We start from the raw sequence: 24,496 nt of genomic DNA, 5'->3' as shown, positions 1-24,496 counted from the left end.
CCCGACGGCCGCGCCCCCGGGAGGGCGACACGCACACACCGACAACGAACAACTCGCACTACAACGCTAAACACAACAACACAAACAAGATCCGGGACGGCAACCCAAACCCGTCCCGGATCTTTGCATGGGCCCGGCGCTAGTGTGCCGCGCCGGAGATTCGCCTACCAATCAGGCGAGTGATTCGAGGATCTCGGTGATCAGCGGGCCCGGATTCCTCGGGTCGCCATGAATTCCAGGAAATCGCCGGACTCGAACCGGATCTCGCCCGTGTCGTGGAACCACATGCTCACGGCCTCGGCGCACACACCGTCGTGCACCGCGAAGCCCCACATGTCACCGCTGCCCACCGGCGCGACCTGCACGAAGCCCGCGACCGCGAACTCGCCCGTGTTCTCCGTCAGGACGTCACTCTCGCCGTCCTTCGGCGAACGGACCGGCAGCAGATCGACGAAGCCGAACATGCCACCGCCGTACGTCGTCAGCACCTGCTTGTATTTCTCGGGCAGCCGGGCGCCGAGTTGCGTTTCCACGGCCTCGATGTCGGCGTCGTCGGCCCGCACCTCGTCGAGGATGCGGATCTCCGGCGGATATCCCTTGCCGGCGTGCTCGGCCAGCAAGGCGTCGACCAGACCTTGGAACTCGGCGAACTCCACGTCGGTGCCTTCCTTCCGGGCTAGTTGTCGTACCACCACTCGGCCGGATGCTGGCCCCAGCCCTCTTCCTGCGACCGGTACCACCAATGTAGTTGCGTGTCCTCGTCGCGCATCGCTCCGGTGACGCCCTGGTTGTTCGGGTTCGGATGCAACACATTGTGCTGACCCGGACCTCGGTGCACCTGCTGCGGCAGCTCGTGAATGCCGGAGCCGGGCATCTGGTCGGCGTGGTGCAACTCGAGGTTGTTGCCGATGCTCTGCGGCCGCATGCCGTGCGCGCCCCGCCAGATGTCCGCGTCGGTCCACTGGCCCGGTTGCCTGATCGGCGGCACGTTCGGTCCGTACCCGGTCGCCGGGTAGCAGGAGCACGGTGCGCCGGTCGGATCGTCGCCGCAGTTGTGCACCAGGACCGAGACGTCGCCGGCCAGCACGTAGTACGCGTGGATGTCGTCGACGGTGAGGTCGTACGTCCGCTGCTTGCCCCCGTACACCTTGATCGCGCCGACCTGGACGTACGTCCCGGCCGCCGTCTTCAGCGTCTCGCCGGCCTTCAGCTCACCGGCCTCCACCCAGCGCCCGCGGGTCACCGACCAGAACGGGTGGTTCTCCGTGGTGCTGAGCTTCTCGCCCTTGATGGTGAGGTCGACGAAGTCCTTGTCGTCGTCGGTGCGGATGGTGTGGGTGACCTGCCGGGCACCGCTCGCACCGGTGGACGGGTCGGCCGCCGCGACGGTGTCGCCGGGCTCGAGCTTGCCGATCGCCTTGGCCGAACCGTCGGCCAGCAGCACCCGCGTCTCCGGGGTGAAGCTGTGCTTCTTCGGTATGGCCTTGCAGGACGGGCCGTCCTTCGGATCGTCGACGCCCTTCTTCGTCTTCGCCTTCGCCTTCTCCGCGAGGGCTTTCGCCTTGGCCTGTGCCTCGGCCGCGGCCTTCTTGGCCGCCGCCTCGGCCGCGGCCTTGACCTTCGCCGCCTTCTCGGCCGCCGCCTTGGCCGCGGCCGCCGCGGCGGCCTTCGCCGCCTCGGCCGCCTTCTCGGCGCCGGCGATGATCGCCCGGGCCCACTTGATCTCCTGGAAGAAGGTGATCACGGCCTTGCCGGCTCGGAAGATGGCCTCCGCGATCTTCTTGGCCTTGAAGATCTTGCCCCAGGGGAGCGCCCCGACGATCATCGAGACGCACGCCATCAGGTCGCCCTTGAGGCAGTTGATGATGTCGTTGATCCCGAGGAACTCCATCAGGATCTGGCCGCCGGCCTCCAGGATCACGTCCAGCATGCTCTTGGACTGGATCTGGTTGGCTTTGGCCATGTCCTCCGGCGACGGACCGGTCGGCACCACCGTGCCGTCGGCCGGTGCGCCCCCGGTGGTCGGTCCGGCGTCCGGCATCAGGCCGGTCGGGTCGGAGTACGCCAGCGGGTTGTTCGACCCGTACGTGTACGCCGACGTCGCACCCTGACCCATCGGCATCGGGTCCTGCGTCGCGAACCGGCCGGTGCCCGGGTTGTAGTTGCGGGCCCGCATGAAGTAGTTGCCGTCGCCGGTGCTGGAGTCCTGGTACGCACCGTGGAACTGCATCGGGTTCTCGATGCCGGGGCCCTCACCCGGGATCTGCTGATCGGCCAGCGACGCGCCCACCCGCGGGTTGCCGAACGGGTCGTAGTCGTAGCCCTTCTCCACCGCGCCGGTGGGCGAGAGCATGTTCGCGATGCCGCCGAGCCAGTCGTGCGTGTACGAGTGGGCGCCCGACGCCGGGTCGAGCAGGGCGAGGGGTTCGTCGTCCGGCCCGTACACGAAACCGCGCTTCTCGGTCACGGCGCCGTCGGCGTTCTCGACGGTGTCGATCGCGATCTGCGGCAGCGTCCCCGCCATGTCCCACGACCAGCGCTGCGTCGAGCTCGCGCCGCCCGGCTCAGCTGTCCTCGAGGACAGCCGCAGCCCGTTCGCGCCGTACTCGAAGCTCGTGGTCCGGCCGTTGACCTTGGCCGTGGCCACGCTGTTGTCGAGGTTGTAGGTGAACCGGTCGCCGCCGGCCTTGGTCTGGTTGCCCCGCTCGTCGTAGTCATAGGTGGTCAACCGGCTGTGACCCACGCCGAGCAGCGTCTCGGACTGCAGCTGGTCGGCGTCGTCGTACCGATAGGTGGTGAGGTCACTGCCGGCCGTGCCCGAGCGCTTCTGGCTCGTGCGGTTGCCGACCTCGTCGTAGGTGTAGTCGATGCGCCCGGCCGGCTTCGGCTTGCCGGTGCACGACTCCACCGCGTAGCAGGCGGAGGTGACCCGGTCGGCCTCGTCGTAGCCGTACGCGACCGACTCGGCCGTGCCGCCCCGGGTGGTGATCACCCGCGTCGGATTGCCCTCGGGGTCGAGGGTGAGGTCGTAGCGCGACACCGGGTCCTGCACACCCGGCACCGGGTCGCCGACGCGCTCGGTGCCGATCGCGATGAGCCGCCCGGCGTCGTCGAAGGACCGCTTCTCCGCCAGCCCGACCGCCGCGGGCAGCGTGGTGCTGATCCGGCGGCCGGCCACGTCGTAGCCGAAGCTCCAGCTCGCACCGGGCGCGTTCTGCGTGATGAGCCGGCTGTCCGCGTCGTAGCCGAAGGTCACCTTGGTGCCGTCCGGGTACTGCCTCGACTCGATGTTGCCGCGCTGGTCGTACTCGTACGTGAACTTCTCGTCGGCCCGGCCCGCCTCCTTGCGGGTGACCTCCTTGATCTGGTCCTCCTCGTCGTACACGACGGACCGGACGCCGGTCGGGTCGCCGTAGGAGGTGGTGCGGTCCTTGCCGTCGTAGCCCCAGTTGTAGACCGGGCCCTTCGAGCCCAGCTTGCGCTCGGTGCGGCGGCCCACGATGTCGTAGGTGTCCACCGTCGTGCGCTCGGCCCGCTCGGATTCCCGCAGCAGCCAGGGGAACTCGAGCCGGTCCAGCGACAGCGACTCGGTCTGGTTGCCCTCGGCGTCGAACGTGGAGTACGTGCTGCGGCCCAGCGGGTCGGTCGTCTTGATCAGGCGGCCGGCCTCGTCGTAGTCCATCCGGGTCCGGTGCCCGCGCGGGTCGGTGACCGAGGCCACCATGCCGTCGTCGGCGTACTCGTAGACGGTCGAGTCGTTCAACCCGGCGTCCGGGGTGGTGACGGTCCTGGTCTGATCGTCCTCGTTGTACGTGACCCGGGTGACGTGCTTGTTCGCGTCGGTGGTGGCGATCAGCCGGTTCGCGTCGTCGTAGCGGTACTGCGTCGTGTTGCCGAGCGGGTCGATCGCCTTGACCTGGTTGCCCGCGGCGTCGTACTCGAATCGGGTGGTGTACTTCGCCTTGTCCGCGCCGTCGACGTTGCCGCGCGGCTCGGTCGTGGCGACGAGCATGCCGTCGTCGTCGTACTCCCAGGTCGTGATGCCGCCGACCGCCGAGATCGACTTGACCTTGTTGCCGGCCGCGTCGTACTCGGTCTTGGTCTTGCCGCCCTTCGGGTCGGTGGTCTCGGTCTGCCGGCCGTTCTTGTCGTAGCCCATCGTCGTCTTGCGGCCCAGGCTGTCGGTGGCCCCGGTGACCTCGCCGCCGTTCGCCCGGTCGAAGCTGGACGACTTGCCGAACGCGTCCTTCGTCTGCACGGTCCGGTCGAGGTCATCGACGGCGATGTCCTTGGTGACAACCTGACCATTCGGGTACGGGCGACGGATCTGAATCGGGTTGTCGTTGGCGTCGTACACATAGGTCGTGGTGAAGTCGGCCTTGTTGGCGCCGGGGACGTTGCCGCGTGGCGACGTGACCGTCTCCGCCAGGCCCTTCGGGTTGTACGTCCAGCTGGTCACCAGATCCGGCCCGTGCCGCATGTCGACCGCGGAGGTGGCCCGGCGACCGGCGGCCGTGTAGGTGACCTTCGTGGTGACCCGCTCGCCGACCGTCGACTTGAGCTGCCCGGTCGGGAAGTACGTGTTGATCGTGGTGACACCGGCCGGGGTGGTGGTGCGCACGAGGCGGCCGACCGCGTCGAACTCCGACCGCGAGGGATTGCGCTTCTCCGGCGACAGCGTGGCCACGGTGCGGTCCTGCTCGTCGTAGAAGAACTTGGTGCTGTTGCCGCGCGGGTCGATCGCGACGATACGGCGGCCGGTCTTGTCATAGAGGCTCTGGGTACGCCGGCCGCCGGCGCTGGTCACCTTCTCCACCAGGCCGGAGTTCCGCTCGCCGGGCGGGATGGTCTGGTACTTGCTGACCTTGCCGCGCGGGTCGGTCACGGTCGTCTGAAGACCGCGATCGTCGTACGCGTACTGCACCGAATTGCCCTCGGGGTCGGTGCTCTTGATCAGTTCGTCGAACTCGTTGTACTCGTCCTTCCACGTCTGGCCGTTGGCGTCGACGTGGGTGGCCGGGTTGTTCCGCGCGTCGTAGGTGGTCTTCTCGCTGAACCGCCGGCCCGGCGCGAACTGCTCGATCGGATTGCCGGCCGCGTCGTACTGTGTCTCGTGCTGGTTCTGGTTGCCGTTGACCACCAGGTTGCGGTTCAGCTTGCCGTCGTAGCGGTGATTGTTGACGTCGCCGTTGCCGCGCTGCGTGTAGAGCAGCACGTTGCCCTTGTAGCCGTCCCAGACCGTGACGTTGTCGGCGTCGGTGGTCTTGGCCTCCTGCTTCTCGGCGTTCCATACGAAGGTGGTGGCCGCGCCCAGTGCGTCGAGCTGGCGCACGACCCGCCCGTCCGGCCCGTACTCGTTCGTCGGGGCGGTCACGCGGTGCGGGTCGATCACCTGGGTGAGCCGGCCGGCGGCGTCGTACCTGTACTGCCAGAACTCGCCGCGGGCGTCACGCACCTTGGTGAGCAGGCCGCCGGTGTACCAGAAGGACACCGTGCGCAGATCCTCGAGCGTGATCGACTCGATCAGGCCGTCGTCGAGCCGCACCAGCGCCTTGTGGCCGGAGGCGTCGGTGACCGTGATCGTGCTGGTGCCGTAGGCGAGGCGCAGGCCCTGCTGACGCGGGTTCAGAATCGAGGTGAGCCGGCCCTGGGCGTCGAAGGCGTACACGATGTTGTTGCGAGTGACCAATTCCCAGCCGTCACCCGCCCGGCGCAGCGTCGACCGAACGCCCGGCGGGCGGACGTAGGCGTCACCATCGAGCGCGAAGAGAACGTCCGAGCCGTCCTCCGCCCGCACCACCGCGCCACCCTCGGACGCGGTGACCTTCATGTCGTAGATCCAGGCCCAGCCGGGCCCGAAGGCCGACGGGCCGGAGTTGGCCGACGAGTACGCGCGGCCCGACGCGAACGGCACGGCGAACGACGTCAGCGACAGATCCTGCTCGACGCGGGTGAACGCGCCGGTGCCGGTGTTCACGCCGATCGCGCGGATCGCCTGGCTCGCGTCGGTCATGCCCAGCGCGCCACTGCAGTTGCAGCCGGCCGCCTGCCGGGCCGGCACGGCGGGAGGGTCCACAGTGGTCCGCGGAGAGGACTCCTCGGACGCGGCCGAGGTGACCTCACCGTCGGCGTAGAGCGCCGTGATCGTGACGAAGTAACGCTTGCCCGCCTCGAGCTCCCAGCCCTCGGCGGTGCCGAGCGACTTGCAGAACTTGCGCGGCTGCAGGCACTTGCTGGTCTCGAGCGCGTCCAGGCCGAGGACGACCGAATCCTGGCGGGTGCCGGTGGTCACGTCGAACAGGTCGACGCGCCAGTTGTCGAAGGACTCGTCGGCCAGGTTGAACAGGACGACGAGCGAGGTGTCGCCGACCACGTAACCGGGGCGCAGCAACAGATCGGTGAACGCCTCGCCGGGCGCCGCGCTGCGGGCCTTGGCGAGCGAGCGGGCGCTGACCTTCTCGGGTTCACCGCCGGCCCGCACGACCGGCGGGACGACGGGTGGCCGGGCGTTCTCGGCGACGGCATCGGCCGAGGCGGCGTTGGGTGGCCGGCCACGCTGTTGCGGAGCCTGGCCCGCGGTGGCCTTGGGTGTGTCGCCGGGATCAGCTCGGGCCGGTCGGGCAGCCGGCGGAGCGATCGTCAGAGCGAGTAGAAACGCGCAGAAAACCGCCAGTAGGCGGGTGCGCGAGGACAGTTGGGACGCCAAAGACATGGCCGCTTACCTCCCCCGTGGTTTGAGCCGGAGGTAGAACATCACGTCCATCGATGCCGCTGATTGGAACTGTCCGAGATTTGTCACGCGCCGGAGGTGAAGTGCCCTGGGTGGGACTCGAACCCACGTCCCCTAGTCGACGGTGAGGCAACGCGCTTCCCTGCCGGGGGCTGAGGTTCCCTGTCCTGTGGTCTTCTACACCACGGGCCCGGTCCCGGTGCATCCGCAACTCTCCCGCCGTGACACCGTTAACGTTTTCGGCCGCTCTCTCCTTCTGAGCTACCAGGGCGTGCCCCGAACAGGATTTGAACCTGCGACCCCCTGATCCGTAATCAGGTGCGCTATCCGCTGCGCCATCAGGGCTTGCTATTGCGTACGTTTCCCAGGCGTCGGGAAATGGTCTCGTGGGAGAACGAAAAAGCCGCCTATCCGTACTGGAAGGCGGCGGCCGGTGAAGGCTCTGATCAGCCTCGCCGTCGCCCCTGAACTGGTGTCACGGGCACCTCGACACGCAGCGTCTCGCACCGCGAGCGGGTGGATCGTTCCCGTGTCATCTGAAGCTCCCTGTCGAAAATAGTGGCGACTGAGGAAAAGAATAGGGACGGCCCGGATGAACGGCAAGACCATTTAGGCGGGCGGCCACGGGACACCGTGACCGCCCGCCGCATGTGATGTTCAGAAGACCGCGATCGGGTTTACCGGGAGGCCGGTGGTTCCGGCGATGCGCGGGACGGCGACCACGAGCTGGAACGTCCAGCGGCCCAGGCGGGTGCATGTCGCAGCCAAGGCTTCCGGGTCGGCGGCGTCGATCAGCGGGATGGCCAGCTTGCCCAGCGCCAGGAAGTGCAGGGCGCCGGGGACCTCGCCCGGGAGCGGGGGTCGGGCATCGCCGATGTCGCCCGCGTAGACGGCCACCCCGTGGTCGTGCATCCAGCGGATCGCGTCCGCCGTCATTCCCGGCTCGGGCTCGGCGCTGCCGTTGACCCGGTCCCAGCCGCCGCGGACCACGATGGCGTCGCCGGGCAGGATCTCGACGCCCGCGCGAGCCGCTGCCGCGTCCAGGTCTGCGCCGGTCACCGGGTGGGCGGGAGGCAACTGGCCGCCGGGGGCCAGGTCGAGCAGGACGCCGCGGGTGAGGATGCCCTCGGCGTACACGTCGGCCGCGCCGTGCTTGACGCCGGTGGGGCCGGAGCTGTCGGCCACGTCCACGCCGGGGTACACCGTTCCGCCGGCCACCCAGTGGGCCATCGCGTCCAGGTGGGTTACCTCCGCGTGGTGCGTGGTCACGATCATCACCTCGGCCATGGCGGGGGCGCCGAAGCCGGTGAACTGCATGACGGTCTGCACCGCCGTCGTGCTTGCCGTGGTGGTCGCCATCGGGCCGCCGGTCAGCGGGAACGGCTTGGTCAACCGGGCGATCGACACCGTGTGACCGGTCCGGGCCTCGGCGGCGCCCCTGGCCCGGGCCTCGTCGGTGATGAGGTTGACGGCGCCCAGTTCGTCGCTGCTCCCCCACCGTCCCCAGTTGCTGGGGAAATCGTCGATTGCCATGAAACTCCTTCGGATGGGCGAGGCGGATGGGCGGAGGCGGATGGGCGGAAGCTGATGGGCGAGGCGGATGGGCGAGGCCACCATCATTGCCGCGCCGAGTGGCGGGCGCCTGCCCATCCGGTGCCCATGCGGTGCCCTTCTAGGATCGGCGCCATGGCATCGCTCGGTGAGGCGCTGGACGAGCTGCGGCGACAGCGGTTCGCGGGCCGAGGTGCGGAAATCGCCTTGTTCGAGGAGGCGTTGGACGCTCCGGGCGTGATCTTCGTGCACGGCCCCGGTGGGGTGGGTAAGAGCACGCTGCTCGACATGTTCGCGCACCTGGCGGCGCGGCGGGGACGCGATCCGGTCCGGGTCGACGCCCGGCACCTGGCACTCGGATCGGACGCGTTGCCCACCGTGGCCGGCGACGGGCGGCCGATTCTGCTGATCGACACCTATGAGCTGCTGGAACCGGTCGATGACTGGGTGCGCGACAAGTATCTGCCGTCGCTTCCGCGGAACTGCCTGGCGGTGATCGCCGGACGGCACGCGCCGTCGCCGCGGTGGCGGGCCGACCCGGCGTGGCGGGAACTGATGCGCGTGGTCGCGCTGGGCAACCTGCCGCCCGAGGACGGCAGGGCGTGGCTGACGGCTCAGGATGTGCCCGCGGAGAGCCACGACCGGCTGCTGGCCATCAGCCGCGGGCACCCTCTCACCCTGTCGATGCTGATCGACGCGGTAAGCCGGGGCGCCACGCCTCGTACCCTGGGTGACCTGCCCGATGTCCTGGGCGCGTTGATCGTGCAGATGGTCGACGAGCCGCCGAGCCCGCGGCACCGGACGGCGCTGGAGGTGTGCGCGCACGTGCCGGTCACGACCGAGGATCTGCTGCGCTCGATAATCGGCGGCGACGTCGGTGAGCTGTTCGCCTGGTTGCGCGGCCGGCCGTTCATCGAGGAGAGCCCGCACGGGTTGTATCCGCACGACGTGGTCCGCGACATCCTCGACGCCGATCTGCGCTGGCGGGATCCCGATCGGTACTCCGACATGCACCGCCGGAAGCTCGCCGCGTTTCACGAACAGGTCCTGACGGTGCCCGACGAGCGGGAGAGACTTCACCTTCTGACGCGTACGGTCGTTGTCAACGGTTTCCGCTCCCGGATCGAGGCGTTGAGTGCCCTGGCGCCGCCGATGCGGGCGTACGCCGATGGTCTGACGGAGAGCGACCGAGCGCCCATCGTCGCGATGACGGCCGCGTGGCAGGGGGCGGAACAGGCCGAGCTGGCGGCGTACTGGATGAGGTGTCGTCCCGAGGCTTTCCGGGTTTTCCGCACGGCCGCGGGCGAGCTGTGTGGCTACGCCGCTTGTCTCGACCTGACCGAGGCGGACGTCGGCGTGGACCCGGCAGTGGACGCGATGTGGCGGTACGCGTCGAAGCTCGGACCACCCCGGTCCGGCGAGCGGGTGCGGGCCTGGCGCTTCTTCCTCGATCGCGAGCAGGGTCAACGCCCGTCGCCGTCGCTGACCCTGTTCGTCGCGTGCCAGATGCTGGACATCATGCAGCTCGCCGACGACACGGCGTGGAGTTTCGTCGCCGCGTTCGAGGATGCCGTGCTGTGGACGCCCGCCCTGGAGTACCTCGACTTCTGGGCGGCCACCGAGGCGGACTTCACGGTCGGCGGGTCACGGTTCCCGGTGTTCGCCCACGACTGGCGCCGGGCCGGGATCGCGGAATGGACGCAGGTCACGCACGCCCGCCAGCTGGGCGCGACGGTCCGCCCCGCGGTGGAGAGCCTCGAGGAGCCGGTGCTCTCGCGGTCGGAGTTCACGGACGCCGTACGGGCGGCCCTGCGCCAGCTGCGGACTCCGGACCTGTTGCGGGCGAACCCGCTGGTGCGGTCGCGGATGGTCCGGCGGAACACGCGCGACGGTCGCACGCACGTCGACACGCTCCGGGAGATGGTCGAGGCGGGCATCGGCGCCTTGGGCTCCGACGCGGGCGAGCTGATGAGCCGGACCTTCCTGCGGCCGACCAGCACCCAGGAGCGTGTCGCCGCCGCTCTGCACCTTTCGTTCAACACGTACCGGCGGCACCGGGACAGGGCGACTGCCGACCTTGCGGCAGCGCTGTGGGACCACGAGACCGGCAGAGTGAATCAGGGGCGTCAGTGGCGCTTCACAAACACGTGAGAGCCGGTTCCTAACGTCTCGGGCTACAGCCACGAGCGTTAGGAAACCCTCACGTGACCGACACCGACACCCGCATGCGACGCCTGGTCGCCGAGCACGGCACGCAGCTGACGCGTTTCGTGCAGCGGCTCACGCTCGGTCAGCAGCAGACCGCCGAGGATCTGGTGCAGGAGACGATGGTGCGGGCCTGGCGCAGCCTCGACTCGGTGCCCGTGGAGGACGACGGCGGGCGCCGGTGGCTGTACACGGTGGCCCGCCGGCTGGTCATCGACGAGGTGCGCCGGCGGCAGGCCCGCCCGGTGGAGGTCGCGCCGGTGGACGCCGAGCGGTGCGCCACCGGCGACGACACCTCCCGCTCGGCGATCGCCAACCACTCTCTGCGCGAGGCGGTGGGCAGGCTGAGCGCGGCGCACCGGGAGGTGCTCCACCAGGTCTACTTCCTTGATCGTACGGTCGAGGACGTCGCGACCCGGCTCGGTGTCCCGATCGGGACCGTCCGCTCCCGCGTGCACTACGCGCTGCGGTCACTGCGTGCCGCGGTGACGGACGGCTGAGGTTCCTCGGCCATCCGTCACCGCTGGGCTACCGTCACCGCTGGGCTACCGAAGGTCAGTGCGGTTCTGCAGGGAGAACGTGCCGCTCGCTCGCCCGGACCGAGGCCAGCACCCGGGCGGTGGCGAGCCGTTCGGCCAGGCCGGCGGCCAGGTCGACGGCGGACAGCTCGATCAGGACGCGGTGCGCGTCGGCCCAGGCCAGCTCCGCGTCGGCGGGCCTGCCCACCATCTGGTAAAGATCGCCGAGCTCACGGCCGTTCATGGCGATCTCCATCTGGTTGCCGGACCGGCGGAACAGCCGGTCGGCGCGGCGCCGGGAGCCGATCGCCTCCTCGAAGCGGCCCAGGCCGGCGAACGCCTCGCCCATCACCTCGGCGCAGTTGCCGCCACTGTTGTCGTCGCCCAGCTCCTCGAAGATCGTGGCGGCCCGGCGCAGATGCCGCACCGCACCGGCGCCGTCGTAGTCGCGGGCCAGGCAGTAGCCGATGCCCAGCAGAGCGTGCGCCTCGCCGCGGCGGTTGACCCCACCCTCGAAGACGGCCAGCGCCTGCTCGTAGTGCCGCCGCGACCGCCCGATGTCGTCCTGGTCGTACCGGACCCAGCCCAGGTTGCAGTAGACGAAGCCCTGGTCGGCCCGCCGCCCGAGTTCCTCGAAGATCTCCAGCGCCCGCATCAGGTGCGCGACCGCGGACGAGTGGTCGCCGGTGAACAGTTTCGCGCCGGCCAGCACCCGGTGCATGTGCGCCTGGCCCTCCCGGTCGCCGGAGAGCTGCACGGCCCGCAGCGCCGAACCCGCCGTCGTGTCCCACGACTGGTACTTGCCGAGCCGCTGGTAGTACGGCAGCAGGCTCTCCGCCAGCGGCCAGGTGGGCAGGCCGGGCACGCCGGCCTCGCCGATCGCCGCCTCCAGCACTGCCAGCTCGGCGCCGAACCAGGACATCGCCTGGGCCACGTTGCCGATCTCCTCCGGGTACACGCCCTTGCCGGGTGGTGGCGGCTCCAGCTGCTCCGACGGCGGCTGCAACCGGCTGTTGGCCGCGTACGCGGTGTGCCGCAGGTGACCCAGCACCCGGGCCAGCGCCTCGTCCCGGTCGGCGGGCCGGTCGTCGCGTTCGGCGAGCTCCCTGGCGTACACCAGGATCAGGTCGTGGAACGCGAAGCGCATGCGGCGGTGCTCCTGCAGGAGGCGGGTGCGGATCAGCTCGCCGAGCAGCTGCTTGGCCTCGTCGACCGGCACGCCGGCCAGGCTCGCCGCGGTCGCCGGGCCGAAATCGGGGCCGGGATGCACCGAGAGCAGCCGGAACAGTCGCGCCGCCGGTTCCGAGAGCATCCGGTACGACCAGGAGAAGACGTTGCGCACGTCGCTGCGCGGGTCGTCGCCGCTGAACGCGTCGAGGGACCGGCTCTCGCTCAGCTCGTACGCGATCTCTCGAAGAGACCACTCGGGGTAGGCCGCCGCACGGGCCGCGACCACCGCCATCGCCAGCGGCAGCCGCCCGCACCGGTCGATGATCTCGTCCAGCGCCGCCGGGTCCGACGCGCCGCGCCGCGGGCCCAGCCGGCGGATCAGCCCGGCCCGCGCCTCGGCGAGCGGCGGCGGTTCGAGGGCGAGGCGATGCGCGCCCTCCTGGGCGATCAGGCCGGTGAGCCGGTTGCGGCTGGTCACCACCACCAGGCAGCCGGGCGCGGCGGGCAGCAACGGCCGGACGTGTTCGGCGTCGCGGGCGTTGTCCAGGATGACCAGCATCCGGCGGCCGGCCATCAGGCTGCGGTAGAGGGTGGCCTGCGCGTCCGCGCTGACCGGGATGTGCGCGTGCGGGACGCCCAGCGCGCTGAGGAAGTGGCTGAGCGCCTGCGCCGGCTCGGTCACCGCGTCGTGGGCGTCGAAGCCACGCAGGTCGATGAAGAGCTGCCCGTCCGGGAAATGCCCGGCCACCTGGTGCGCCCAGTGCACGATCAGCGTGGTCTTCCCGGTGCCCGGCAAGCCGTCGATGGTGACCACGGTGGACGGTGCGGACGCCGGCAGCAGAGCGGTGAGCCGGTCCAGCTCGGCCTGCCGGCCGTTGAAGAAGCGGGTGCTCAGCGGTGCCTGGGCCGGCACCGGGGTGGACGTCACCTTCTGGTGCAGCACCTGGTCGTACGCGGCGCGCAGCTCCGGCCCCGGGTCGACGCCCAGCTCGTCGGCCAGGCGGTGACGCACGTTCTCGTACGCGGACACCGCCTCCGCCTGCTTGCCGTCCGCGGCGAGCGCGAGCAGCAGTCGCGCCTGCACCGCCTCGTCCAGCCGTTCCTGGTCGGCCACCGCGCGCAGGACCGGCACCAGGTCACGCAGGGCGCCGGTGCGCACCGCGGCGTCGGCGGCGAAGCACGCCACGACCGACCGCTCCTGGTCGACGGCGGCGAACTCGGCGAGCCGGCCGGACCCCAGGTCCAGACCGGCGGCGCACCGCCCGTGCCAGGTGCGTAATGCGGCCAGCCCGGCGGTCAGCGCGCCGTCGTGGTCGCCGTGCGAGAAGGCCGACCGGGCCCGGTCGGCGTTCTCGCGGAAGGACAGCAGGTCGAGCGACTCGGCGTCCACGTCCAGGCGGTAGCCGCTGGCCTGCCGCAGCAGCCACTGACCGGCGGCCCGGGCGGGCAGGTCCGGCTCGAACAGCCGGCGCAGCGTGCCGACGTGCCGGTGGATGATGTTCGCCGCCTGCGCCGGGCGGTCGTCGCCCCACAGCGCCGCGGCCAGTTCCTCCGGGGTGACCGGGCGGCCGGCGCGGACCAGCAGCAGGGCGAGCATCAGCTGCAGCTGGCGCGGGCGCAGGTCGAGCTCGTCCTCGCCGCGCCAGGCACGGACCGGCCCGAGAACCGAGAACCGCACCGACTTGCCCACGGTCGGCAAACCTACCCGCCACGACGGCCGTGGCCAGCCTGCTTACCCCCGAGCACCCCGGCATCCGGGGCGTTTGTACAAGTCGTGAAACAACTATCCGCCGGTCGGCTTCCGCGGGTCGCTCTCCTACACGGTGAACGACCTCAAGATTTTCGGCTGAGTTCCGGCTCCACCGCGGCGGCCCGGGACTTCCCGGGCCGCGGCCGGTACCGGTAGATCAGGTATCCGATCACGATCGTCGCGATCGGGGCGCCCGGGAACTTGACGTAGCGCGCCAGCCCGCCGCCGTCCGGCAACACCAGGAAAGCGGCCACCCCGGTGGCGGCCATCACCAGGTCGGTGCGCGTGGTCGTGACCGCCAGCAGGATCAGCGGGAACATCACGTACCAGGGGTGGAACGACGGCGCCAGCGCGATCATGGCGGCGCTCGCGAAGGCCGCACCGCGCAACGCCGCCCGCACCGGCTCGTCGGAGCGCAGCGCCCGCACCCACAGCCAGAGCACGAGCAGACCCAGGATCAGGATCGCGATCAGGCGTACGGCGGGCACGGCGTCGAAGTCCGCCCAGAAGAGCCGGCCCAGGTATGTGGTGGTCATGCCGACCGCCGTCGGTGGCGACGTGAACTGGATCAGGTCACCGGTGTGCGTCATGCCGGCCAGCCAGCCCAGGCCCAGCCCGGTCGCCGCGGTCACGGCGGCCATTGCGCCGGCGGCCACACCGCCGATCAGGACCAGCGCGCGGGCCGCCGAGCCGAACCGCAGCGGCCGCGGCACCGCGAGCAACGCCACGAACGGAAGCGCCACGATCGCGGTGACCTTGATCGCCACCGCGAGCCCGAGCAGCACCCCAGCCAAGATCAAAATTCGAGCGCCAACGTTTCCGCCGCCACCCCCGCCCTTGTGGGTGGGCGGAAGCGTAGCGCGCCCGCCTGACAATTCGGCAACGTTATCCACAGGCGACCGGCCGATCACGAGCACCGCCATCGCCCCGACCACCGCCGCGATCATCAGCGCGTCGTTGTGCGGCCCGCCGACCAGGTGCGCGCCGATCAGCGGCCCGGCCAGCGCCACCCACAGCGCCCGCCCGACCGGCACCCCGCAACGCCGGGCCAGCGGCGGCAGCGCCAGGGCGGTGACCGCGAGAGCGACCACGGCGAGCAGCCGCAGCAGCAGGATCACCCCGGTCAGGCTTCCGCCCAGCGCGACCGCGGCGGCCGCGGCCAGCACGAACAGCGGCCCGTACGGCGCCGGCGTGTCCCGCCAGATCGGCGACACGGCCTCCACCCAGGGGCACGGCAGCGTGTCCACCCCGGACGTGTACGGGCTCAGACCGTTGACGAAAAGGTGGCCCTGGCAGGCGTACGAGAAGACGTCTCTGCTGCCCATCGGCGGCACCACCAGGAACGGGACCGCCCAGATCAGGACCGTCCCGACCGCCCAGCGGGCCGAAGGCACGCGGTCGCGCAGCGTCCACCATGCCCAGACCAGGCCGGTCGTGCCGAGCAGCCATGCCACCAGCACGAGCGGACCGTAGGGCGAGGTGGCGACGGTGATCGGGGTGGAGGCCACGTTGCCGCCGGGGTGCGCGCCCCCGAGCGCGCCGGCCAGCGCCAGCAGCCCCGCCGCGGCGAACCCGGCCCAGCGGATCGTCATCGGCGCAGGTTAGCCAGCCCGGTCAAACACCGGGGTGGCTCGCGGTGAACAGATACTGTCGCCGCACCTTGTTACGGGTACGCGGGGCGACGGGGAACTCGCCGTCCCCGGCCCTGGTCACCACCGAGGACGGCAAGGTCGTCACCGTCACCCAACTCGACTTGCCGCAATAGGGGCGAATCGCCACATTCGCCGCCCCGGGCGGTGAGGATGGCACCCATGTCCGTACGATCCCGCCCGGTCCTCGCACTCGCGCTCGCCGCGATCCTGCTGGCCTGCGCCGCTCCCGCCCCGGCCCACGCCGCGCCGCCCGGCAACAAGGACGCCGTGCTCGCGGCCTGGACGCAGCCGGCCGCGGCCAGCTTCGCCAGGTGGCACATCGCCCGCATGAACAAGCCGGAGTGGCGGAAGTACGGGTTCGACTGGTCCACCGACGGCTGCACCGGCGGCCCCGAGCGGCCCTTCGGCTACGACTTCCGGACGGCCTGCTACCGGCACGACTTCGGCTACCGCAACTACGGCGCGGCCGGCACCTTCAAGCGGAACAAGGCCCGGCTGGACTACGCGTTCCTCGCCGACCTGGGCCGGGTCTGCGGACGCCAGCAGCCGGTGCGCCGCCCGCTGTGCGTCGTGCTCGCCCGGACCTACTACCGCGCGGCGCAGAGGTTCGGGCACGTGCCGGCCCGGCTCTGAAGGCTGGTCACGCGCGGACGACGCGCCGTACCTTCCCTTTCACGATCGCTGCCGGGAGCACCACGAGAGCCACGGCCATGCCGCCGATCAGCGCCGCCCAGGAGAGGTTGCGGGTCGTGCCGTACGTGGCCGTGGCGGCGACCGCGCAGGCCACCACGGTCGACACCGCCACCGGCCCGATCGAGAGGACCGCGGCGAGGAGCATTCCCGGCATGGGTGGCAGCGGCCGTCGCAGGCGCACGGCCACGACCACCAGCGCGACGCAACCGGCCGTGGCGACACCGGCCGTGCCGGGAACCCACCGGGGCAGTCCGTCGTACTCGGCCAGCAAGGCCCACGCCGATCCGAGGGCGAGAGCGATCACGAAGGCCGTCCAGGCGGCCAGTTCGAGCCTGGCGACCCACAGGACCCGGTGGTACTGACGCGGGAGCCAGCCGCCGGGATCGATCCGCGCCGCCCGCCCGGCGAGCTTCTGGAACCGGCCGGCGTCACCCGTGGCGAGGAGCCAGGACCCGGCGAGCATCGCCAGCCCGTCGGCGTTGTCCGGATCCAGTTCCACCGCCCGCAGGGCGTCCGCGTGGGCGCCGCGCCGGTCCCCGGCCAGGGCCTTCGCTGCCGCCCGGTTGCGGTAGCCGGCCGCGTCGTCGCCGCTGAGCTCGATCGCCCGGCCGGCGGCCTCGGAGCAGCCGGCCCTGTCCTTCCGACGGTCCAGCACACCGGCCAGGTACCGCCAGGCCCGCGCGTCGTCCGGCGCCTCGGCCAGGCGCGCCCGCACCAGCGCCTCGGCCGCCTCGAACTCCGCCCTCCACACCAGCTCCCGTACCGGCGCGAAGTCGTCGACTGCTTCCCTCATGGCCGCGAAGTATGGGCCACGCCGCGCCCACCCGCTGCCCCGAGGGCCGTCACCAGAGGTTCTTGGTCAGGATGTTCTCGAGCAGGGCGGGGATCTCGAAGACGGCGCGGTTGGTGATGCGGCCGGCGGCCGCGCGGTAGGCGGCCATGTTGTCGACGACCTCCCGGACGCCCTCGCGGATGTCCCGGAAGGACTCGAGGACGACGCCGACGTCGTTCTCCTCGATCCACTCGGCGTTGTAGCGCTCCTGGTGCAAGGTCCAGGCGTTACTCACCACGATCACCGGCAGGCGCTGGCTCAGCGCCTCGCTGATGCTGCCGGGGCCGGGCTTGCCGATGAAGAAGTCCGCCAGCCGCATGTACCGGCGGACCTCCGAGGTGAACCCGACGACGACGCGCGGCGCCGACGACTCGATCTGCCGGATGGACGACGCGAGATCCGCGTTGTGGCCGCAGACCACGATCAGCTGGGTGTCGGCGAGACGTTTGACGATGCCGCGCATCTGCCGGGAGCCGTGCCCGCCGAACATCACCAGCCCGGTCGGGCGGGACGGGTCCAGGCCGAGAGAGAGCATCCCGGCCGCCCGGTCGACCGGGTCGTCCTGATAGAAGTCGGGGTGGATGACCATGCCGGAGGTGCGGTGGATGCGGGCCGGGTCGCAGCCGGCCGCCTGCGCCTGGAGCACCGCGCGCGGGGTGCCGCAGATCCAGTGCTGCGCCTGGCGCGGCTCGATCCAGTAGCGCGGCGGAAGGTCGGCGAAGTCGGTCAGCACGGTCACGTACGGGGTCCGCGGCAGGGCCAGCCTGACCGAGTCGAACATCTGCCGGTTGAAATGCGGCACCAGCGAGACGACCAGGTCGGGGCGGCTCGCGCTCCAATGTGTCCGCATCCGCCGGGTGACCGCCCGGTGGCCCATCCGCAGCGCCGCCTGGAGCACGTGGCGTTCCCGGGTGAGGCCCAGCGTCAGCCCGTGCGTGAGGCGCACGTTGTAGTAGTCGGTGATCCGGCGGCCGATGTCCTGCGGATCCAGGATGTCGACCAGGTCGACGAGCCGGACCCGCCAGGGCAGGTCCTGCTCTCGGATGGCGGCGTCGAGGGCCACCGCGGCGGCGCGATGGCCACCGCCGGCCTTGATGTAGACGACGTCGATCGTCAGCGTTCTTACCGTCGTTGCGGTCAGCAAGCGAGTCAACCCTCACCAGAGCGAATCGGCCTTTCCGCAGGTGATACGGCATCGACGTGAATCAGCAGCTACTTCTGTGTTGCGGCGAGGAGGCGTTCACCCAGCGCGCGGGCGGTGGCCAGGATCTCGGGGCCGCCCACGATCCGGAACGGGGCCGGGATGACGGCCAGTTGCTCGGCGTACCAATGGGGGTTGCTCGTCGATCCGGTGAGCCGGCTGGTCGTCGCGGTCACCGGCGTGACCCGGCCGAGCATGCGCGGCAGCCAGGTGAGACGGTCGGCCGGCGCCTCGATCAGGACCTCGGTGGAGTACTCCCAGCCGGCCGCGAGGTGGTCCTCCAGCGCGGCGACCGGGTCCAGGCCGGTGGGTGGGGTGAAGAGTTCGGCGCGCGCTTCGACGTCGCGGATGCGGTCGATCCGGTACGCCCGCTGTGCGCCCGAGCTGTGCGACCAGCAGAGCAGGTACCACCGCCCGTGCCGGACGACGACCGCCCACGGATCCACCTCGGCGGTCCACTCCGTACCGGCCTCGGAGCGGTAGCCGACGGCGACCCGGCGGCCGGCCGAGACCGCCTGCACGAGCGCGGTGGTGGTGGCCGGGTCGGGACGGGCCGCGCCTCGGTCGGGGGCGGGCGCGGCGGTCCGGCGTACCGCCTCGGCCTGGGCCGCGACCGGCTCCGGCAGCGCGCGCATGATCTTGGCGAGCGCGCTGCCCACCGGGTCGGCGGGGTCGTTCGCGTCGTGGTGGCCGTCGAGCACCGACATGACCAGGCCGAGCGCCTCGGTGGCGCTGAACATCAGCGGCGGCAGGCGCAGGCCTCGGCCCAGGCGGTAGCCGCCGTACGGCCCGCGGACCGACTCGACCGGGATGCCCGCCTCGCGCAGGATCTCCGCGTAGCGCCGGGCGGCCCGCTCGGTCACGCCCAGTTTCTCGCCGAGCCGCTCGGCGGTGATGCCGGGGCTGCTCTGGATCAGTTCGAGTGCGAGCAGGGCCCGCGCGGCGGGACTCGTCTTTTCCAAACCGGAAGCCTTTCGTCCGGTACCGACTTTAGCATCGGGCCATGACCGACAAGATCGTCGTGGCGGAGCTCTCCCCCACCGCCTCCGAGACCGAGGCGCTGCTGTTCGCGCTCGACCGCTCCCGCATGCAGTTCGCGTGGAAGACCGGCGGGCTGGACGCGGCCGGGCTGAGCAGGACGCACCCGCCGTCGACCATGACACTGGGCGGCCTGATCAAGCATCTGGCGCTGATCGAGGACTACTACACGTCCAAGTGGGTCACCGGCGAGCAGATGGGTGCGCCGTGGGACCAGGCCGACTTCGACGCCGACCCGGACTGGGAGTGGCGCACCGGCGCGCAGGACTCACCGGAGGAGCTCTACGCGCTCTGGTTCGGCGCGGTCCGGCGTACCCAGAAGGCTCTCGCATCGATCCGGCCCGAAGAACCGTCCCTGAAGGGCGCGAACTTCCGGCGGCTGCTGGTGGACCTGCACGACGAGTACGCCCGCCACACCGGTCACGCCGACCTGCTGCGCGAGGCGGTCGACGGGCTGGTCGGCGAAGACCCGCCGCGTGACTCCTAGGACACCAGCGTGGTGCCCTCGAACCGGCCGATCTCCTCGTTGTAGAGCTCGATGCCGACGCCGTTCGGGTCGCGGACGTAGAGGCTGTCCTCGACGCCCCGGTCCGGGCCGAGATAGTCGATGCCGGCCGCGTCGAACCGGGACCTCGCCGCGGCGAACTGCTCCGGGCTCACCGAGATCGCGATGTGCTGGACCCCGCCGATGGTCTCCTGGGGACCCGGATGGTCGTGGCCCGGGAAGTCGAAGAAGCCCAGCAGGTTGCGGTTGCCCAGGTCGAAGAAGAAGTGGCTGGAACCCTGGTAGTCCCGGTTCTCCACCAGCTCGACCAGCGGGAAGCCGACCAGCTCCTGATAGAAGCGGATCGTCTCCTCCACGTCTTTGCAGATCAGCGCCGCGTGGTGCAGGCCGCGCCCGACGGTGGCCGGGCGCAGTTCCGCGGGCAGCAGGTACTTGTCACGCAACTCGGTGCGGCGGGCGCGCACCGACTCCAGCTCGGCGCCTTCCGGCTGCGGCATGGTGTCTCCCTCAGTGGTAGCTCAGGCCGTGCCCGAACGGATAGAGCGAAGGTATCGCGACGGGAAGCCTCCCGGACGGATCGACCTCGCCGAACAGCACCCGCGTCAACGACTCCAGCGAGGCCGCCGTGTAGCCGTAGCTCGCCAGGTAGGCCTTGACCTCAGGAAAGAGCCCGATGTCGTACGGGTTGCGCACGGCCGTCACCACGACCGGTCTGCCGGTGGCCAGCAGGGCCCGGACCAGCGACTGCTGCGCGGCGTTCGCGTTCATCGTGCTGACCACGACCAGATCCTGGCCGGCGCTGGCGGTCACCGCGGCGTCGATCGCGGCCTGCGTCGGGGTCGCGCCGGTCTCTCGTACGGTCACGGTCGAACCGCGCCTGCCGATGGCCGCGCCCAGCGTGCTCGTCGTCGTCACGCCCCAACCGGTAACGAGCACCTTGCCATTCCTTACGGGTAGCCCGTCCTTCTTCACCATGGTGATGGTCCGGTCGGTGATCGCCTGCTCGTCGGCCTTGTGCGCGGCCGACCCGACCACCCGCTCGGCACGGGCCGGGTCGACGAACGGCTGCCACAGGCCACGCTGACGCTTCAGCCGCAGGATCCGGGTCACCGACTCGTCGAGGCGCCGCCGCGAGATCTCGCCGCTCTCCACGGCGGCCAGCACGGCGCCGAACGCGGTGTCCATCTGCGGGGCGAGCACGAGCTGGTCGGCGCCGGCCTGGAACGCCCGCACCGGCGCCACGGCCGGCGGGTAGTCGGCGGTCGCCCCGCCCATGTCCAGGGCGTCGGTCACGATCAGCCCGTCGTACCCCAGATCCTCCCGGAGAAGCCCGGTCAGGATGGGACGGGACATGGTGGCCGGGGCGCCGCTCGGGTCGACCGACCGGAGCACCACGTGCGCGGTCATGATCGTGTCGACGCCGCGCCGGATCGCCGCACGGAACGGCGGCAGGTCGATCGCGTTGAGCTGCGCCCGGGTGTGCGTGACCTCAGGCAGTCCGAGGTGGCTGTCCACCGCGGTGTCGCCGTGCCCCGGGAAATGCTTGGCGACGGTCGCCACCCCACCGGCGTGGTAGCCGGTGATCTGGGCGGAGACCATGCTCGACACCAGGGCCGGGTCGGAGCCGGCCGACCGTACGCCGATGACGGGGTTGGCGGGGTTGACGTTGACATCCGCCACGGGCGCGTAGTCCTGGTTGATCCCGACGGCGGCGAGCTCGGAGCCGATGACCCGGGCGGAGCGCCGCGCGTCGGCCGGCGACCGGGTCGCGCCGAGGGCCATGTTGCCCGGCATGGCGGTGGCCGGCGCGGTGAGCCGATAGACGACCGCGCCACCCTCCTGGTCGGTGGAGATCAACAGCGGGATGGGTACGCGGCGGTCCAGCGCGGCCCGCTGCAGGCCGTTGGAGAGCGTGGCGATCTGGCGCGGACTCCGCACGTTGTCCGGCCCGCGGCGGGCGTCGAAGTAGATGACGCCACCCGGCTGGTACTTCTCGATCACCTGAGCGGGCGTGTCGACGCCGTAGAGCGCCTGGTTACGGGCGGCCATCGCGGGCGTGACCGTGGCGGCGTCCTGTCCGTACACCTCGACCACGAAGAGCTGGCCGACCTTCTCCCGCACGGTCATCTGCCGCAGCAGCGCCCGCACCCCGCCGTCCTGAGCCTCCGCGACCCCCGGCGGCGCCACCAGTACCAGGGCCGCCGCCAGGACGGCACCGATCATTTTTCGTCCGCGCATCGCGACCTCCCCGTGCAGGTATCGATCGCACTGACTCTATGCCTTCCGCGGCGTCCCGGCAGGTCGCCGGCTGAACCCGCTCCACGGTCCGGTGCTACCCACCCCATATGAGACACCTTCTGGTCGCGGCCGCCGTCGGCTTGGCCGCGTCGGTACCTTCGTTCGTCGTCCTGCCCACGCCGACCGGCCCGCACCCGGTCGGGCGCGAGGTCCTGCACCTGGTCGACCGGAGCCGGACCGACCCCTGGGTGCCGACCGGGCCGCGGGAGCTGATGATCTCGGTCTACTACCCGGCGGTCGCGAACCAGGGCCGGCGCGCGCCGTACGCCACGGCCGAGGAATCCCGGCTGATGCTGGAATCGGTGGGCGTCACCACCGTGCCCCCGGACAGCCTGACCCGGGTGATACCGCACGCCCGGACCGGCGCGCCGCCGCTGCGCACCGCCCGTCGGCTGCCGCTGATCGTGCTCTCTCCCGGCTTCAGCGACCCGCGCTTCATGCTGACGACCCTGGCCGAGGACCTGGCCGGCCGCGGCTACGTCGTGGCCACTGTGGACCACACCTACGAAGGGTCCGGCGTCACCTTCCCCGACGGCCGGGTCACCGGCTGCCTGCTGTGCGAACGCCCCGACCGGGACGGCCGCGCGATCGTTGCCAACCGCGTACGGGACGTGTCCTTCGTCCTGGACCGTCTGCTCGCCCATCCGCGATACGGGCGGATGATCGACCACGGCCGGATCGGCATGGCCGGACACTCGATGGGCGGAGCGACCGCCGCCGCGACCATGCTCGTCGACCGGCGGGTGGACGCCGGCGTCAACCTGGACGGCGGCTTCCAGCGCTCGTTCGACACCGACCTGGCGCGGCCGTTCCTGATGCTGTCGGCCGGCCCCGATCCGCAGACCACGCACGGCGATTGGAACGCCGCCTGGGCCCACCTGACCGGCTGGCGCGGATGGCTCACGGTCCCCCCGATGGAGCATCGCTCGTACAGCGACGTGCCCGTCCTCGGCGAATGGCTCGGCATCGGCGACTGGGAACTGCCCGGCACTCGGTCCGTGCAGGTCACCCGCACGTACGTCGCCGCATTCTTCGACCAGCACCTGCGCGGGCGGCCCAGCCCGCTGCTGGACCGGCCGTCCCCGCGGTTCCCCGAGGTCTGCTTCGTCAACCGCCCCGCCGGATCAGGATGTCCCTGACCTCTCAACGCCCGGTGCGCCCGTCGAGCTGCTCGCGGATGATGTCGGCGTGACCGGCGTGGCGGGCCGTCTCCTCGATCATGCCGACCAGGACGGCACGCAGGGTCGTGGCACGGCCGTTGCGGGTCAGCGGCGCGTCCCCGTCGCCGGTCACGGCGATGAACGCGTTCGCCGCCTCGCAGGCCTCGCGGTAGGCGGCCCGAACCGTCCGCAGCGAGACGGCCGGGTCGACCGTCATCGAGCGCTCGCTCCGCCCCGGATCGTCGCCGAACCATTTCCACTCGGCGAACGTGAGGTGCTGCACCAGCCCGGCCACGTTGGTGCCGGAGCCGACCGTGCTGCGCCGGGCGTCGTCCTCGCTCAGCCCGGCCAGCTTCTTGAGGACAATCGCCCGCAGCCCGTCGAGTGCCACGCGCAGATGTTCGATCTCGGGTGTCATGAGCCCAGGATCTCAGTCCGACGATCCGGTCCGGACCTGCTGGTCGTACGCGATGTAGTTGACCTTGGCCCGGACCTCACCCTCGCCGCGACGGACGGCATGACTCGTGGCGAACGCGAGCGGGTGGCAGGGCTCCAGTACGCGGTGCGAATCGCCGACCGGTAGAGAGGATGACCGTGTCAGACTGTGCCGTCGCACTTGCCGGATTCGGCTACGAACTCGGCCGCCTCAAGCGCATCCGTCGCTCCGGATGGTGGCACGCGGGCGTACGCGCCTCCCGGAACGGTCGCGCGACATGGTTCGCGACCCGGTCGACGAATACGAGTCTCGTCAGACGCCGGAGGCGCAGTGCGCCAGAGACGCCGACAAGCGCGAGATGCTCCTTCAGGCGGTCGAGTATCGCGACATCGGCGTTCTGCGGGTCGAGGGACGGATCGAGTCCCACGCGAGAGCCTCCGGACCGAAACCAGCAAGCGCATCGCGGAGGCCGCGGTCATCCTGTCGCCCCTGAGCTGGCGGGATCGCTAGAGACTCTTCGCGGTGGAGGTCCGGCTCGCGTTGCCGGGACTCCTCGCATTGCCGGGACTCCTCGCATTGCCGGGACTCCTCGCATTGCCGGGACTCCTCGCATTGCCGGGACTCCCTCGCGTTGCCGGGGCTCCTCGGTGCGTGCGCTTGTTGCCGGCGCTTTCGCCGGGTGTGGGCTTTCGGTTGGTCTGCCAGGCGCCCGGGTGCCTGCTCACCGTCGCTGCCGCCGCTCGCGGCTCTGCCCGGG

The 24,496-nt window shown here is 70.9% G+C and carries 18 protein-coding genes and 1 tRNA gene; 7 read left to right on the top strand and 12 right to left on the bottom strand.

The genetic code is table 11. The features are described from left to right. Window positions 1-200 precede the first annotated feature (200 nt). The 4 genes from QSK31_RS47075 to QSK31_RS47060 form a co-directional block, all read right to left on the bottom strand. On the bottom strand, window positions 201-656 hold the full coding sequence (locus QSK31_RS47075) for an SMI1/KNR4 family protein (RefSeq protein ID WP_285691707.1): 456 nt from the start codon (window positions 654-656) through the stop codon (window positions 201-203). A 20-nt stretch (window positions 657-676) separates the two neighbouring features. After that, the gene (locus tag QSK31_RS47070; RefSeq protein WP_285691706.1) at window positions 677-6,712 is read right to left on the bottom strand and encodes a polymorphic toxin-type HINT domain-containing protein; all 6,036 of its coding nucleotides are present in this window, start codon (window positions 6,710-6,712) and stop codon (window positions 677-679) included. A 290-nt stretch (window positions 6,713-7,002) separates the two neighbouring features. After that, window positions 7,003-7,075, bottom strand: a tRNA-Arg gene (locus QSK31_RS47065). A gap of 312 nt (window positions 7,076-7,387) precedes the next feature. Then, window positions 7,388-8,263 (bottom strand): cyclase family protein, encoded by an 876-nt coding sequence (locus tag QSK31_RS47060; RefSeq protein WP_285691705.1) that lies wholly within the window; start codon window positions 8,261-8,263, stop codon window positions 7,388-7,390. A 153-nt stretch (window positions 8,264-8,416) separates the two neighbouring features. Between QSK31_RS47060 and QSK31_RS47055 the strand changes: the two genes are divergently transcribed. Both QSK31_RS47055 and QSK31_RS47050 read left to right on the top strand, forming a co-directional pair. After that, window positions 8,417-10,432 carry an ATP-binding protein gene (locus QSK31_RS47055; protein ID WP_285691704.1) on the top strand — a complete coding sequence of 672 codons (2,016 nt, stop codon included), beginning with the start codon at window positions 8,417-8,419 and terminating at the stop codon, window positions 10,430-10,432. 53 nt (window positions 10,433-10,485) lie between these two features. Next, window positions 10,486-10,986: a sigma-70 family RNA polymerase sigma factor gene (locus QSK31_RS47050; protein ID WP_285691703.1), complete on the top strand. Its 501-nt coding sequence runs from the start codon at window positions 10,486-10,488 to the stop codon at window positions 10,984-10,986. A gap of 55 nt (window positions 10,987-11,041) precedes the next feature. Here QSK31_RS47050 and QSK31_RS47045 read toward each other — a convergent pair whose 3' ends face one another. Both QSK31_RS47045 and mptB read right to left on the bottom strand, forming a co-directional pair. Then, entirely contained in the window at window positions 11,042-13,864 is a 2,823-nt protein-coding gene (locus QSK31_RS47045) for an AfsR/SARP family transcriptional regulator (RefSeq protein ID WP_285691702.1), read from the bottom strand. 143 nt (window positions 13,865-14,007) lie between these two features. Next, on the bottom strand, window positions 14,008-15,516 hold the full coding sequence (mptB, locus tag QSK31_RS47040) for a polyprenol phosphomannose-dependent alpha 1,6 mannosyltransferase MptB (RefSeq protein ID WP_285691701.1): 1,509 nt from the start codon (window positions 15,514-15,516) through the stop codon (window positions 14,008-14,010). Between the two features lie 44 nt (window positions 15,517-15,560). On the opposite strand from mptB, the gene QSK31_RS47035 reads away from it, so the two are divergent. After that, on the top strand, window positions 15,561-15,689 hold the full coding sequence (locus tag QSK31_RS47035) for a hypothetical protein (protein WP_285691700.1): 129 nt from the start codon (window positions 15,561-15,563) through the stop codon (window positions 15,687-15,689). Window positions 15,690-15,735: 46 nt separating this feature from the next. Next, window positions 15,736-16,209 carry a phospholipase gene (locus QSK31_RS47030; protein ID WP_285691699.1) on the top strand — a complete coding sequence of 158 codons (474 nt, stop codon included), beginning with the start codon at window positions 15,736-15,738 and terminating at the stop codon, window positions 16,207-16,209. A 7-nt stretch (window positions 16,210-16,216) separates the two neighbouring features. Here QSK31_RS47030 and QSK31_RS47025 read toward each other — a convergent pair whose 3' ends face one another. The 3 genes from QSK31_RS47025 to QSK31_RS47015 all read right to left on the bottom strand — a co-directional run bounded on the left by QSK31_RS47025 (window position 16,217) and on the right by QSK31_RS47015 (window position 19,264). Beyond that, entirely contained in the window at window positions 16,217-17,062 is an 846-nt protein-coding gene (locus QSK31_RS47025; RefSeq protein WP_285691698.1) for a tetratricopeptide repeat protein, read from the bottom strand. A 49-nt stretch (window positions 17,063-17,111) separates the two neighbouring features. After that, a complete protein-coding gene (locus QSK31_RS47020) occupies window positions 17,112-18,245 on the bottom strand; it encodes a glycosyltransferase (RefSeq protein ID WP_285691696.1) in 1,134 nt (377 codons plus the stop codon). A gap of 68 nt (window positions 18,246-18,313) precedes the next feature. Further along, window positions 18,314-19,264, bottom strand: a complete 951-nt coding sequence (locus QSK31_RS47015; protein WP_285691695.1) for a helix-turn-helix transcriptional regulator — start codon at window positions 19,262-19,264, stop codon at window positions 18,314-18,316. A 41-nt stretch (window positions 19,265-19,305) separates the two neighbouring features. On the opposite strand from QSK31_RS47015, the gene QSK31_RS47010 reads away from it, so the two are divergent. Then, window positions 19,306-19,827, top strand: coding sequence for a mycothiol transferase (locus QSK31_RS47010; RefSeq protein ID WP_285691694.1), 522 nt, complete (start codon window positions 19,306-19,308; stop codon window positions 19,825-19,827). On the opposite strand, the gene QSK31_RS47005 is transcribed toward QSK31_RS47010, so the two are convergent. Next, a complete protein-coding gene (locus tag QSK31_RS47005) occupies window positions 19,824-20,342 on the bottom strand; it encodes a VOC family protein (RefSeq protein ID WP_285691693.1) in 519 nt (172 codons plus the stop codon). The genes QSK31_RS47010 and QSK31_RS47005 overlap by 4 nt on opposite strands. A gap of 10 nt (window positions 20,343-20,352) precedes the next feature. Further along, complete coding sequence (locus tag QSK31_RS47000; protein ID WP_285691692.1) at window positions 20,353-22,083, bottom strand: glycoside hydrolase family 3 protein; 1,731 nt, start codon at window positions 22,081-22,083, stop codon at window positions 20,353-20,355. A gap of 107 nt (window positions 22,084-22,190) precedes the next feature. Here QSK31_RS47000 and QSK31_RS46995 point away from each other — a divergent pair, with 107 nt between their 5' ends. After that, a complete protein-coding gene (locus tag QSK31_RS46995) occupies window positions 22,191-23,282 on the top strand; it encodes an alpha/beta hydrolase family protein (protein ID WP_285691690.1) in 1,092 nt (363 codons plus the stop codon). Between the two features lie 4 nt (window positions 23,283-23,286). Here QSK31_RS46995 and QSK31_RS46990 read toward each other — a convergent pair whose 3' ends face one another. Further along, window positions 23,287-23,721, bottom strand: coding sequence for a DinB family protein (locus QSK31_RS46990; protein ID WP_285691689.1), 435 nt, complete (start codon window positions 23,719-23,721; stop codon window positions 23,287-23,289). 250 nt (window positions 23,722-23,971) lie between these two features. On the opposite strand from QSK31_RS46990, the gene QSK31_RS49060 reads away from it, so the two are divergent. After that, a complete protein-coding gene (locus QSK31_RS49060; protein WP_352244775.1) occupies window positions 23,972-24,232 on the top strand; it encodes an HD domain-containing protein in 261 nt (86 codons plus the stop codon). The last annotated feature ends 264 nt before the right edge of the window (window positions 24,233-24,496 follow it).

It is taken from the genome of Actinoplanes sp. NBRC 103695 (genome assembly GCF_030269485.1).
In the GTDB taxonomy this organism is placed as follows: Bacteria; Actinomycetota; Actinomycetes; order Mycobacteriales; family Micromonosporaceae; genus Actinoplanes.
This window is presented reverse-complemented; position numbering and strand designations above follow the sequence as displayed.